Genomic DNA, 13307 nt, shown 5'->3' with positions numbered 1-13307 from the left:
GGACAGGGCGGCTTTTGTTGTCTTTTGTTTGACGGTTTGCTGATTTTTACAATCACGTAGGTATTACAGTGCGTAAGATCACATTCGAAAAGTAAGTGTTGTGATAGCCTTTTCATAAGAATGCATTTTCCATTTATTTTATATGAGTATTCAAGCTCAGTAAGAGTTGGAAAAGAAGGGGGCTTATCACATTGTCTATTTTAACGCGCACAAATCGACTCGGATTTTTTGAAATCCGGCTGGAATCCATTGGTGGACTCGGCGCTAATCTGGCTGGCAAAATGTTAGCCGAAACCGGGGTGCTTGGTCTGGGGCTAAATGCTTCAAATTTCTCATCCTATGGTTCGGAAAAGAAGGGAAGCCCGGTTAAAAGCTTTGTTCGCTTTTGTGAGCCGGAGGTGGATATTCGGGATCACAGTCCGATTGAGCAACCGCATGTGGTAGGCATTTTCCATGAAACATTATACAAAACGGTAAATGTGATCAGCGGACTGCCAGCGGATGGGATTGTAGTGGTCAATTCCACACGTCCTGCAGAAGAAATAAGGGCTGATTTGGGACTGGTATCCGGTACGTTAGCAGTGGTCGATGCAATGGGGATCGCACTGGAAGAGCGAACCAAATTGAATACGTCCATGCTGGGGGCCTTGTTCCGTGTCTGTGATTTCTTGGACCCGGAAGCAATGAGATCGGTTATACGCAGTACCTTTGAAAAGAAAAATCCACAGTTGGTAGAACCTAATCTGCGTACGTTTAACCGTGGATTTGAGGAAATGGAACTACACGTATATCCGGTTACGGATGACGCGCAGGATCGGGTTTTTGAACGTCCGCAGCCTTTGCTAGGGTACGAAACTCAATTGCTGGGGGGCGTTATTGCAACTCAGGGCAACAGCATGACGAAAGATGTTAGTGGTTCACGTCAGGGTTATGTACCTGAGTATGAAGCTGATAAATGTACTCATTGTGCCAAGTGTGATTCGATTTGCCCGGATTACTGCTTTGTATGGGAAGAGCAAGCAGACAAACGCGGAAGAATGATGCCGTTTTTGCAAGGGATTGATTACCAGTATTGCAAAGGGTGTCTGAAGTGTGTAGATATTTGCCCGTCAGGGGCATTAAGCTCGCGTCGCGAACAATGGGGCTGGGCGGAGCAGCATCGCGTTGCCCACCAATTTCCAGTATATGAAGGAGGGCGTGCGTAATGGCAAAGCTGGAGGAAGAACTCAAACAGACGGGCGCCGCACAAGTGACAACATTCGAATCCGGTAATGAAATGGCAGCTACGGCGGCTGCGCAGATCAATTATCATATGATGGGATATTTCCCGATCACTCCATCGACCGAGGTAGCGCAGTATCTGGATCAAATGAAAACGCGTGGTCAGCATAATATTAAACTGGTTGCAGCCGATGGAGAACACGGATCGGCAGGGATTTGTTATGGAGCTGCGGCAGCTGGAGCGCGGGTTGTGAACGCCACCAGTTCGCAAGGTTTTCTGTACATGCTGGAGCAGTTGCCTGTTCAGTCAGGTACCCGTTTCCCTATGGTTATGAACCTGGTGACAAGAGCTGTTAGTGGTCCCTTGGATATTCGGGGGGATCATTCGGACCTGTATTATGGTTTGAATACAGGCTGGGTCATTTTGGCGGCAAGTACGCCACAGGCTGTGTATGATATGAACATCATGGCCCTGAAAATCGCAGAGCATAGCGATGTACGGTTGCCTGTAATGGTCGCATACGATGGTTTTTATACATCTCATCAAAAACGTAAAGTGCAATATTTTGCCGATGCAGAGACCGTGCGCGATTTTGTAGGCCCCAATCCGAACCTGAATTATCCGAATATTACGGATTTTGATCATCCTGTCACTGTGGGTGCGCATATGAACGGTGATGACCTGACGAATAATCACGTTCAACTGTCCGAAGCGTTGAAGCTTTCAGAAGGAGTATATGAGCAGGTAGCAGCAGAATATGCTGCTTTATCCGGTCGGGAATATCCGATTTTGGACCTGTATCATATGGAGGATGCTGAGGTTGCGGTATTTCTGCTGAATTCGGCGGCTGAATCGGCCAAGGATGTGGCGGATCAACTCCGTGCGCGTGGCATTAAAGCTGGTGTGATTCGTCCGAATATTATCCGGCCGTTTCCAGCCGCACAACTGCGGGAGGCGTTGCGCCATGTCAAGGCGTTGTTGGTGGGTGAACGTGCAGATTCGTACGGATCAGATGGTGGTAATTTGACGCACGAAATTAAGGCGGCGTTGCAGGAGGACCCACTGAATCAAACCCTCGTATTGAGCCGTATCTTTGGCTTGGGAGGAAAGGATTTTTATGCGGAAGATGCAGAGGCGTTCTTCCAGCTTGCGATTGAGGCGGCAGAGGCTGGACGAGCGGAGAAGCCCTTTGATTATTACGGGATTAATCCGGGTTCAGCGGACAAGGTGATGCCGCAAGTCATGCAGCCACCACGTGGCAATGCATACCGTACGGGTCTGATTCAGGTTACGCCGGACGAGGCGACCGGGAAGCTCAAAGTCAAGGTACCACCTCTGCGTTCGTTAACAACCAAACCACGCCGTCTTACTCCGGGTCATGGGGCTTGTCCTGGTTGTGGAGCCTTGTCTGCACTAGAACTGTTTTTTAAAGGGATTGAAGGCGACATTGTTGTACTGTTCCAGACTGGCTGCGTATATGTGGTGACGACAGGGTACCCATACACATCACACAAGCAACCGATGATCCATAATCTTTTTCAAAACGGGGCCGCTACCCTTTCAGGAGCGCTGGAAGCTTACATGGAGATGAAGCGACGTAATGAAATTGAGATGTCGGATGATCCGACCTTTATCATGATCAGTGGTGACGGCGGGATGGATATTGGTATGGGTTCTGCGATTGGTGCGGCTCTGCGTAACCATAAACTGATCATGCTGGAATATGATAACGAGGGATACATGAATACAGGCTCTCAGCAATCGTACTCCACTCCAATGGGGCATATGACGAGTACGTCGGGTGTAGGGAAAATGCAAAAAGGGAAACAAGGGCATCATAAGGATACTGTGCAAATTATGGCCGCCTGTAACATCCCGTATGCCTTTACAGCAGCCGAAAGTCATCCGCAGGATATGCTGCGCAAAGCCGCCAAGGCTCAATGGTACGCCAACAACGTGGGTACGGCATATGGTAAAATTTTGTGCGCCTGCCCACTCAACTGGAAATCCGAAGACAGATTGGGTACTAGCATCGTGGGCGCCGCAGTCGAGTCTTGCTTCTTTCCTTTGTACGAAATCGAGCAAGGGAGCACGACGATTACGTACAATCCGGAAGACAAGGGAAAACGGATTCCAGCCGCAGAATGGCTAAAATTAATGGGTAAAACGAAGCATCTTCTCAAAGAGGAAGCAACGCTGGCTACCTTTGAGCAGGAGATTGAGCGTCGCTGGACTATCCTGAAAAAGAAACATGAAATTTCGGAGTTATAATTCTGTTTTTTGCATAATAATCGTGTAACATTGTTAGCCGCTGTTTCGGCACCGGTTCGATTGAGATTCCTAGCGCTTGCTGCGCCAGGAATCTTTTTTTGCGTTTATGGGTTGAAGCATAAAAAAACAGGTAATGATTTCCGATATAGGAGTGGAGGCCTATAGAAGGTATGTTATAAAGTCTTCTTCTGAATTTTAAGATGCAATGAGGTGCAGGTAATGATTAAGCTGAACACAGTTGAAATAATTGAAATTATAAAGAAGCAAATCCCCAAGGTTATGAACATCACGCCAGTGGAACTCAAGTTTACGGATGATTTTGGACGGGCATCGCTGGCGGCAACAGAACACAAATTCACGCTGACGAACCAGCATTATTCTGCCAAGGTGATGGATTGCGTGTTAGAAACACAAGTGCGCCCTATTTTAATGTGTGAAATTATTTATTTTCTAAAATGCGAGTTTATTGATGGGCATGTGGATGTAAGACTGGATTATGAAGCATGTTCTGAGGGAGAGCGAGGACCTGTTGCTTCAGCTGTCATTACCTTTGATCATGATACGCAGCTTGGAGTCGACGAACTGGCCGATCTGATTGACCTGGCGCTTCATATGAATGATAAAACCTGGTTTGAGGAACTCTCCACTCAATATGTCAAAAGCAAAGCAGGAGCTTCGATTAGATAACTTGCTTTTTTTAGAAGTCGGTGCTAATATACGTAACAAGTTTAATGTTAATTCAATTAAATAAGAGCAAGATCCTTCGGGGCGGGGCGAAATTCCCCACCGGCGGTGATGACATGTTTGTGAATCGCTTCTGAGAACACAGCATGGCTTAGTCCGTGACCCGGATGCTGAACAATCAGCAGAAGGTGGACCTGGTGCAATTCCGGGACCGACAGTATAGTCTGGATGGGAGAAGGATACGAAGCGCATGTGCATGACGTGACATGTGCCAATTTTTAGCATACGTAAAAGTTCGTACGGCTTATTTCGTTGTAGGACAGCATCGGACGACAGCTTTTATTAAGCTTTCTTTTCGATAGTGTTCTGAGCGTAATTGGCTGTATTGTCATCATGCTTTCTGTTGGCAGACCTATGATTTCATGTCATTTTAATACATGTATGAACTGCGCTTGTATACTACATATGTGACTCTCATCACCCCCATGACGGATTGAATCCTGACTGGGGGTTATTTGCGCTTACAGCTGATGAATTAGGGATAAACTGAAATGTAGTGGAAAGGAGTGAAAGCATGTTTACCGGATTGGTCGAGGAAGTGGGTCGCATTCAAAGTATTTCCAAAAGTGGTGAAGCGATGGTGCTGGGGATTTCGGGTTCTGTGGTATTAGGCGATTTGAAAATAGGCGACAGTGTCTCGGTGAATGGTGTTTGCCTGACGGCAATACAGATTGGTACTAAAGATTTTAAGGTTGATGTGATGCCTGAGACTTTTCGCAGCAGTAATCTAAGGGAACTCAGATCCGGCAGTCGAGTCAATTTGGAGCGGGCGATGGCGGCGAGTGGAAGATTCGGAGGACATATCGTACAGGGACATGTGGACGGGACGGGTACGATTCGCGGAGTGACATCAGAGCAGAATGCGGTAGTGTTCGAAGTTGAGCCTTCTGATCAAGCATTATTTAAATATGTTCTTCTCAAAGGGTCAATTACAATTGATGGTATCAGCCTCACAGTCGCGCAGCGGACGAGAAATAGCTTTGCTGTATCTATTATCCCCCACACCTTAGCCGAAACGGCCTTACAAGCCAAACGTGAGGGAGATACCGTGAATATTGAATGCGATATATTGGGCAAATATGTGGAGCAACTTTTACATTACAGAGGTTCAGCGTCGATGGAGAGAGCCGATCAAGCCCCACTTAGTTTGGACTATTTGGCGAAACACGGCTTTGCCTGATACAGCCTGTTACAGAATAATAGAAAAATTGGTTCAGGAGCATTCGTGACACAAGACATAAGGAGGAGAGGGTTATGGATAGAGGCATCCAAACAAGTGCAACGACAAACATCATGGAGCAGGATGAGTTGCACCACGACGAAGAGATTCGATTGGATTCCATCGAAGAAGCATTGGAGGATTTAAAGAACGGCAAAGTCGTTATTGTAGTGGATGATGAACAGCGGGAAAATGAAGGCGACTTTATCGCTTTGGCTGAAAAAGCATCGCCCGAGGTGATCAATTTCATGATTACAGAAGGTCGCGGATTGGTCTGTGTGCCGATCACACAGCACCGAGCCAAGGCATTGGAATTGCATCCTATGGTAGAGCAAAACACAGATTTTCACGGTACCGCCTTTACGGTATCGGTAGATCATATGAAGACAACAACGGGGATTTCAGCGGCTGAGCGCTCTTTGACTGTTCGTGCCTTAGCCGACGAAGTAATCACGGGAAGCGATTTTCGCAAACCTGGTCACATGTTCCCACTAATTGCTCGCGATGGTGGGGTCTTGCAGCGTGCCGGTCATACTGAAGCGGCTGTCGATCTGGCCCGACTCAGCGGCTTTAAGCCTGCCGGGGTCATTTGCGAAATTATAAAGGAAGATGGTTCGATGGCCCGCTTACCTGATTTGGTCGTGATCGCCAAGCGACATCAATTGAAGCTGATTAGCATTCAGCATTTAATCGACTACCGTCGTCGTTTGTCATTGTAAATAATTCAAAAAAAAGAGAGGTTGATAAGCATGGCACGTTTTCTGGAAGGTAATCTCGTATCGAATGGTTTAAAGTATGGTATTGTGGTGGGCAGATTTAATGAATTTATTACAAGCAAACTGTTGAGCGGTGCACTTGATGCACTTCAACGACATGGTGCACAGGAAGGTGAAATTGATGTAGCGTGGGTGCCGGGTGCATTTGAAATATCGCTTATTGCACAAAAAATGGCCGCAAGTGGAAAGTATGATGCTGTCATTACGCTTGGCACGGTTATCCGTGGTTCTACTTCACACTATGATATCGTCTGCAATGAAGTGGCCAAGGGTGTGGCGGCAAGCAGTCTGAAAACGGGTGTCCCTATTATTTTTGGTGTAGTGACTACGGAAAATATTGAGCAGGCCATAGAACGGGCAGGTACAAAGGCTGGTAATAAAGGTTGGGATTCTGCGCTGGCTGCGATTGAAATGGCCAATCTCGGTAAGCAGTTCTAATGATATAAATGGCTGAAAGAACGGCATAAACTGCAAAGTGGAAAAGGGATTAGATTGTTAAGCAAGGCGATGACGTATATACTACAGAAAGAGGGATTGATAACGTAGAGCATAAGTGCTAATGGGGAAAGGTATTGTTGAATGATGATTGGAGTAAGGCAGGGGGAAGCACATTGACAGTCGTAAATTACAAGCTGGAAACATTCGAGGGTCCGCTGGATCTACTGTTGCATCTGATTGATAAAGCCGAGATCGACATTCAGGATATCCCGATTAGCGATATTACTGATCAGTACATGGCTTTTTTGCACAGTATGCAGGAGCTGGAACTGGACATTACAAGCGAGTTTCTAGTGATGGCGGCGACGCTCTTATCCATTAAGAGTAAATTGTTGCTTCCCAAGCCACCTGTGATGGAATATGACGATTTGGATTTTTATGAAGAAGAAGACTATGATCCACGCGAGGAACTGGTTCGCAAGCTGGTGGAGTATCGTAAATACAAAGGGATTGCTCGCCATCTCAGCGAACGGGAGTGGGAACGTAGTCTGATTTATGGCAAGGAGCCGGAAGATTTGAGCGCATTCCTGCCAACCGAACCCGCAAATCCGGTGCATGGGCTGCATGCGAGCGATTTGGTCGCGGCCTTTCAGCGTGCATTGCGCAAAGCTGAACGACGTACGACGGTAACCCGTGTTCATCGGGACGAAATTTCAGTCAAGGACCGTATCCGGCAAGTTATCGGGGCGTTAGAGAAGGTGGGGAATGGAGGACGGCTGCTGTTCTCCAAGCTGATGCATGAGGATATGTATCGGCATGAGGTGGTTGTAACCTTTTTGGCTATCCTTGAATTGATGAAAATGAAGCAAATCTTCTGTTATCAGGAGAAGCTTTTCGATGATATTGTAATGGAGTGGAGAGGGGATTTACGGGTTAATGGATTATCTGAAGCTGAAATCAATTATTGAGGGGCTACTGTTTCTCGCGGGAGAGGAAGGGTTGTCCACCAAGCAGATCGCCGACATTGTAGAACAGCAGCAAGAGCTGGTTGAAAAGTGTCTGGAGGATATGAAACAGGATATGGAGCAAGGAGGAAGAGGTCTGCAGCTTGTCCGTATTGCTGGTCATTATCAGCTTGCAACTTTATCCGAACATGCACCTTATTTTGAAAAGCTCGCCTACTCTCCGGCACGTGCCTCATTGTCTCAAGCTGCTTTGGAGACACTGGCCATTGTGGCCTACCGCCAGCCCATTACAAGAGTTGAAATCGAAGAGATTCGAGGTGTCAAATCCGAGCGGGCCATACATACACTGGTCAACAAGGAGCTCATTGAAGAGAAAGGTCGAGCTGAGGCCATCGGACGACCAATATTGTACGGAACAACGAAATCATTTTTGGATTATTTCGGTCTAGGCTCTCTTGAAGATCTACCGCAACCGGAGCAGTTCGAGGATTCAGACAATTTAGAAGAAGAGACACAGCTATTGTTCGAGCGTCTGGAGAGTAGCCAGCCTGCGGAGAACGATTCGGATCCGGAATCTTAAATTCAAAAAATTCAAAAGACAGCCAGTCCTTACGTCGTTGAGGGCTGGCTGTTTGGCATTTTAAGATGCATGATTTTCCGCTGAAAGGTCATACTATTTTTGCCATGATATTCTATAGCAAAAGGGTAGGGAGGACTCGCCAGTGTGGAAATGGATCAGTATCGCCATCATCATCGTTATATTCATTGTACTGGCTATTCTGCTCTCTCGTATTCGATTGAAGCTGGAAATTGCCAAGCATGACAATGATGATCGGGCGCATCTAGAGATCAGATTTCTATACGGCTTGATCAAAATGGATTACGATATTCCAGCCATTCTCATAACAGGTTTGAAAAAAGGGCTTCTCTATCGGCTTGACCGCAATAAAAATATACATAAAACGGATGCTTCTGTGGATAGCGGAAATATTGATACCGAAAAAATCAAGCAATTTATACATGATATACGGGTTTTGCTCAAGGGTACACAATCCTTACAGCGATGGCTGAGACATACATTGGCCCATGTAACAGTGTCGAAAATGGAGTGGTCTACCAATATTAGTCTGGCTGACGCAGCTTATACAGCGACCTCAACTGGTATGTTGTGGGGATTAAAAACGACCTTGATCGGTTTTGCCTCCAGCATTGTGCGCATGGAATGTACCCCAAAGGTGTTTGTGGTGCCTTATTGGGTGGACCGGCTACGTTTTACTACCATCTTGAATTGTGAAGCAAAAATATCGTTCGGTTATTTAATCTTTTCCATGCTCAGATTAGCTTTCCGCATATGGCGCGTTCCGGGAGGCATAGAGGCATGGAAGCGGGTTATTTCCAAAGCTCCTGAGAATCATCAAGCCAACAGTAAAGAATAAACAGTGTAGAGGATTGACATACATATTTCCTGAACCTTTGCGCACAATAGCGAAAGAAAAGCAGTCTACGCTTGAGATAAGCAGAGGAGGAATAAAACATGTCAGATCATCCGATTCAAGGGCTCATGCAAACCGCGATGGAGAACATCAAGGCCATGGTGGACGTCAATACGATTGTGGGAGACGCAGTGGAAACACCCGATGGTTCCGTTATTTTGCCAATCAGTAAGGTAGGATTTGGCTTCGCAGCCGGCGGAAGTGATTTTAACGTAGATGAAGAGTCGCTTCATACTTCCTCATCGGGTAATCATAGTGGGAAGGAAGTACATCCTTTTGGTGGCGGTAGCGGTGGTGGTGTATCTATTCATCCCATTGCCTTTCTAGTTGTCGGCAAACAGGGAGCACAAATCGTTCCGTTGGACAATCAAACGCATCTGTTTGAGAAAATCATCGACTCCACACCATACCTGATCGATAAGGTTCAGTCTATCTTCCAGAATTCAGGCAGCAACATGCAGACTCCACCTCCACAGGTACCTGCAAATGCTAATACGGATCAAAGTCAATCTGGACCGGCTTACTTGTAAAAGTTATTGAAATTAAAAGTGTTCTCTTAAGAAGGTATCCCCAAGCCGAGCGCGGCCTAGGAATACCTTCTTTTTAGTATGCACTCGACCCTATTCCTGAATATACTGCCTTCCGCCAATGACAGCATGTATACAGTGACTGAATTCTTGGTAATAAAATGTATTCACTGATAGTTCATTTTCTCGGTTTTCTTCGGGTGCGAACTGTGATAGGTAAACGAAGTCTGGGTAGATCACTTCATTTGTCAAATAAGCAGATACCGTGGCATCGGGGCGACGATGTTGATTAAGAGAATCAATAATACCTTGAGCCGGCAAGATGCCAATCCCATGGCCATAGAATGAATCTTCCTTCAATTTGACGACATTTTCTCCCTTCCATTCCAATGAATCTGACGACACATCTGGATTGTTGAAATACAGTATGTCCCCAGGTACTGCTTTATGGCTGCCTTGCTGTTGTATAAGCCTGAGATCACTGTCATAGTGCCAATCATACAACAGCATATCTGCAAAAATCTGATTAAACTCACTTTCTAGAATGGAATCCAGTACTCCTTTGTACAACACAATAACCATTGCTGTTGCACATTCAAAAGCGTATTGTTGACCGTTTATAAAGATATCTCTGATCCCCTGCGCGGGAGTAACACCTGCTTTGATCCGAAAACCGCCTTTTTCCGTTAACTCCCAAAATTGCGGGTTGCAACGCGCGGTAGCAAAAGTGGCAAAGGATACACCACTTTGATGTAATGCTTGTGCGGACTCTACAATCCGCGATCTTAAAATCATTTCAAACTGTAATCGCTGCATGTTGTAACCCCCCTCGATTTCATATTTAACGTTAGTAACTAATATTATATGTGTTCAGGATTGCAAGTTGCTTGGTTAACGTAGAAAGAAAGCAAAACAGGAGCGGCTAATGACTGTCCTGTATAAGGAATTTTCTGTTATAAAGGTGGACATACTTTGAACAGCTTGGACATAGAATGGTACAAGACTTGCTCAAAACCGGAGGAATCCAAATGTTTAAAAAAAAACAACATATCCATTATAAGAATAAGGCACGCGCATTTGTTTTGCCGCTAGCGCTTATGCTTATTTTGTCATTGCCGCTTACATTGCTGAGTCCACAGCCTGTTCTGGGAGCAATGAGAACAGAAGCAACACCGCCCACGTTAGGAACTCATGCCCAGGCTGCTTCTTTAATTGATGTCACTTCAGGACGGATCATATATTCAGCCGAAGGTGACCGGGAGCTCCGTATAGCTAGCCTAACCAAAATTATGACCGCGATCGTAGCCATTGAACATGGACGCTTGCAGGACCGAGTAAAGGTGAGTTCAACGGCGTATGCCAAAGAAGGATCTTCGCTTTTTCTGCAGATGGGTGAACAAATGACGCTGGAAAATATGCTGTATGGCTTAATGCTCCGTTCTGGTAATGATGCAGCTTCTGCCATTGCCGAGCATGTGGGTGGAACAGAAGAGGGATTTGTCCATTTAATGAATGACAAGGCGGTTCAGCTTGGGCTAAACCATACACATTTTGCTAATCCTCATGGGCTGGATGCCGACGGACATTATTCCTCAGCCAACGATATGGCCCGGCTCACCGCTTATGCGCTGCATAATCCAACTTTTGCCCGTATCGTAAAAACAGAACTGAAAAAAGCACCGAACCCCAACGATTCCTGGGACTACTCATGGCATAATAAAAACAAAATGCTGCGGCTGTATGAGGGAGCTGACGGTGTAAAAACAGGCTATACTAAAAAAGCGTTTCGCTGTCTAGTCAGCTCGGCCACACGTGAGGGGCGTCAGCTGGCTGCTGTTACCTTGAATGACGGGGACGATTGGAATGATCATGCCCGTATGCTTGATTACGGCTTCCGCTATTATCCCCTCATTCCGATTACGGACAAGCAGCAGTCTATTGAGGGTTACCCCCTCTTGACAGGTGCGAGTTTTTCTTATCCTTTACATGAGGGTGAGAAGACTCAATTGCACAAAAGACTGGTATTGTTTAAAAATTCCGCTTCGGCAGGTAGAGCTGACGTGTCTTTTGGTTTGCGAGGACGGGTCGAATTTTTACTGGAAGGTAAATTGATCGGTTCCGTTCCTGTATATGAAAAAGGTAGTAAGCTGCCTGCTCAAACTACTGTGCAGCCACAGCAGGAGGCTCCGACTGCACAAGCTCCTGCAAACCATACTCAGCAACGAGGTTGGACGAGCAAATGGAATGAAATTCTTGAAAATCTGTTTGGAGCATAAGGCAAGTAGGTTTGATGCTATAAAGCTGCGGTGTCACATCATTGGGAAAAGGGGGGAATCAGTCATGATTCATCTCATATGGGTGGCTTTGATTTGTATAGGATTTGTATTTGCAGCCGCACAGGGGAATATAGAGGTGGTGACGAAGGCAGCTTTTGACGGGGCAACTACGGGTGTTACAGTATGCTTTGGACTGATAAGTGTGCTGGTATTCTGGATGGGTATGATGCGGCTGGCTGAAGACGGTGGGCTCTTACAGAAAATATCTAAGCTGCTTTCTCCTTTGGTCGCCTTTCTCTTTCCTGATGTTCCTCGTAATCATCCCGCTATGGGCTACATTTTGTCCAATATGAGCGCCAATCTACTCGGACTGGGGAATGCAGCAACACCAATGGGGATCAAGGCGATGCAAGAGTTACAAACACTCAATCCTGATAAGCAAACCGCTACACCCGCCATGTGTACGCTGCTCGCGCTGAATACAGCCAGCATTACGCTTATTCCTACAACGTTGATCGCCATTCGGCTAAATTTTCACTCCGCACACCCGGCTGAAATCGTCGGAACGACACTGGTGGCGACTGCAATAGCTACCTTTGCCGCCATTGCGGCGGATCGTTGGTATCGTAGTCGAGAATTGCGTCGCCGTCCTCCAGCGAATCCGCCGTCCCAGACTTCCTTGGCGCCACGTACCTCGCCTGCACCAACATCTGTGGTTTCTTCACATGTACCGCCCGTATCTTCACCTGCCGTACCGCGAACGGGAATCACAGCTACCAAGGGCAGGGACACCACTTGGAAAGGATGAGGGAGGCATGCTGAATTTTATTAACCTCGTATCGACTTGGGCCATCCCGGTTATTCTCGCTTTTATTCCTTTATATGCATATGCCAAAAAGGTCCCTGTCTACGATTCTTTTGTAGATGGAGCCAAAGACGGCTTTTCTACCGCCATCAGCATTATTCCTCATCTTGTAGGCATGATGGTGGCGATTAGCATTTTTCGAGCATCCGGCGCTTTGGACTATGTAATATCCTGGGTAACCCCGTGGATTAAAAACTGGGGCGTACCTGGCGAGGTGCTGCCTTTAGGTTTGCTCCGTCCATTGACGGGCACGGGTTCACTTGCGTTCACGACGGATTTAATTCGTACTTATGGTCCTGATTCCATGATCGGTCGGATTGCTTCAACGATTCAGGGCAGCACAGATACGACGCTGTATGTATTAACTGTATACTTTGGTGCGGTAGGTATCCGCAATGGACGATATGCCTTGAAAGTGGGACTATTTTCAGATGTGGTTGGTTTTGTGGCGGCTATTGCCATTTGTTTGCTTGTATTTTGAATTTTGCATCGTTTTTTGAACGGGGGTTGT

14 protein-coding genes and 1 riboswitch are annotated in these 13307 nt (G+C 46.5%); of the genes, 13 read left to right on the top strand and 1 reads right to left on the bottom strand.

Features of this window, described 5'->3' with window-relative positions:
* Positions 1-191: 191 nt before the first annotated feature.
* From HFD99_RS00955 to ytfJ, 10 genes are all read left to right on the top strand, one after another.
* Positions 192-1205 carry a 2-oxoacid:acceptor oxidoreductase family protein gene (locus HFD99_RS00955; RefSeq protein WP_113050338.1) on the top strand — a complete coding sequence of 338 codons (1014 nt, stop codon included), beginning with the start codon at positions 192-194 and terminating at the stop codon, positions 1203-1205.
* Positions 1205-3493: a thiamine pyrophosphate-dependent enzyme gene (locus HFD99_RS00950; RefSeq protein ID WP_123797345.1), complete on the top strand. Its 2289-nt coding sequence runs from the start codon at positions 1205-1207 to the stop codon at positions 3491-3493. The genes HFD99_RS00955 and HFD99_RS00950 overlap by 1 nt, the downstream gene beginning before the upstream one ends.
* A 219-nt stretch (positions 3494-3712) precedes the next feature.
* Entirely contained in the window at positions 3713-4180 is a 468-nt protein-coding gene (locus HFD99_RS00945) for an IDEAL domain-containing protein (protein WP_016822245.1), read from the top strand.
* Between the two features lie 68 nt (positions 4181-4248).
* Positions 4249-4421, top strand: a riboswitch (FMN riboswitch).
* Between the two features lie 330 nt (positions 4422-4751).
* Positions 4752-5417, top strand: coding sequence for a riboflavin synthase (gene ribE / locus HFD99_RS00940; protein ID WP_044785221.1), 666 nt, complete (start codon positions 4752-4754; stop codon positions 5415-5417).
* Between the two features lie 74 nt (positions 5418-5491).
* Complete coding sequence (gene ribB, locus HFD99_RS00935; protein WP_185094028.1) at positions 5492-6175, top strand: 3,4-dihydroxy-2-butanone-4-phosphate synthase; 684 nt, start codon at positions 5492-5494, stop codon at positions 6173-6175.
* A 30-nt stretch (positions 6176-6205) separates the two neighbouring features.
* A complete protein-coding gene (gene ribH, locus HFD99_RS00930) occupies positions 6206-6670 on the top strand; it encodes a 6,7-dimethyl-8-ribityllumazine synthase (protein WP_017427524.1) in 465 nt (154 codons plus the stop codon).
* Positions 6671-6843: 173 nt separating this feature from the next.
* Positions 6844-7638, top strand: a complete 795-nt coding sequence (locus HFD99_RS00925) for a segregation and condensation protein A (RefSeq protein WP_017427525.1) — start codon at positions 6844-6846, stop codon at positions 7636-7638.
* On the top strand, positions 7607-8215 hold the full coding sequence (gene scpB, locus HFD99_RS00920) for an SMC-Scp complex subunit ScpB (protein ID WP_016822240.1): 609 nt from the start codon (positions 7607-7609) through the stop codon (positions 8213-8215). Before HFD99_RS00925 ends, scpB begins: the two co-directional genes overlap by 32 nt.
* Positions 8216-8357: 142 nt before the next feature.
* Complete coding sequence (locus HFD99_RS00915; protein WP_103042500.1) at positions 8358-9071, top strand: DUF2953 domain-containing protein; 714 nt, start codon at positions 8358-8360, stop codon at positions 9069-9071.
* Between the two features lie 98 nt (positions 9072-9169).
* Positions 9170-9658, top strand: a complete 489-nt coding sequence (gene ytfJ, locus HFD99_RS00910; RefSeq protein ID WP_016822238.1) for a GerW family sporulation protein — start codon at positions 9170-9172, stop codon at positions 9656-9658.
* 90 nt (positions 9659-9748) lie between these two features.
* Here ytfJ and HFD99_RS00905 read toward each other — a convergent pair whose 3' ends face one another.
* Positions 9749-10471 (bottom strand): protein-glutamine gamma-glutamyltransferase, encoded by a 723-nt coding sequence (locus tag HFD99_RS00905; protein ID WP_103042499.1) that lies wholly within the window; start codon positions 10469-10471, stop codon positions 9749-9751.
* A 212-nt stretch (positions 10472-10683) separates the two neighbouring features.
* Here HFD99_RS00905 and HFD99_RS00900 point away from each other — a divergent pair, with 212 nt between their 5' ends.
* The 3 genes from HFD99_RS00900 (at position 10684) to HFD99_RS00890 (ending at position 13277) form a co-directional block, all read left to right on the top strand.
* The gene (locus HFD99_RS00900) at positions 10684-11931 is read left to right on the top strand and encodes a D-alanyl-D-alanine carboxypeptidase family protein (RefSeq protein WP_123797344.1); all 1248 of its coding nucleotides are present in this window, start codon (positions 10684-10686) and stop codon (positions 11929-11931) included.
* Between the two features lie 64 nt (positions 11932-11995).
* Positions 11996-12739 carry a nucleoside recognition domain-containing protein gene (locus HFD99_RS00895; RefSeq protein ID WP_044785216.1) on the top strand — a complete coding sequence of 248 codons (744 nt, stop codon included), beginning with the start codon at positions 11996-11998 and terminating at the stop codon, positions 12737-12739.
* A 7-nt stretch (positions 12740-12746) separates the two neighbouring features.
* Entirely contained in the window at positions 12747-13277 is a 531-nt protein-coding gene (locus tag HFD99_RS00890; RefSeq protein WP_014599983.1) for a spore maturation protein, read from the top strand.
* Positions 13278-13307: the final 30 nt, after the last annotated feature.

Origin of the sequence: Paenibacillus sp. EKM301P, assembly GCF_011800295.1 — a bacterium.
GTDB classification, from domain to species: Bacteria; Bacillota; Bacilli; order Paenibacillales; family Paenibacillaceae; genus Paenibacillus; species Paenibacillus polymyxa.
This window is presented reverse-complemented; position numbering and strand designations above follow the sequence as displayed.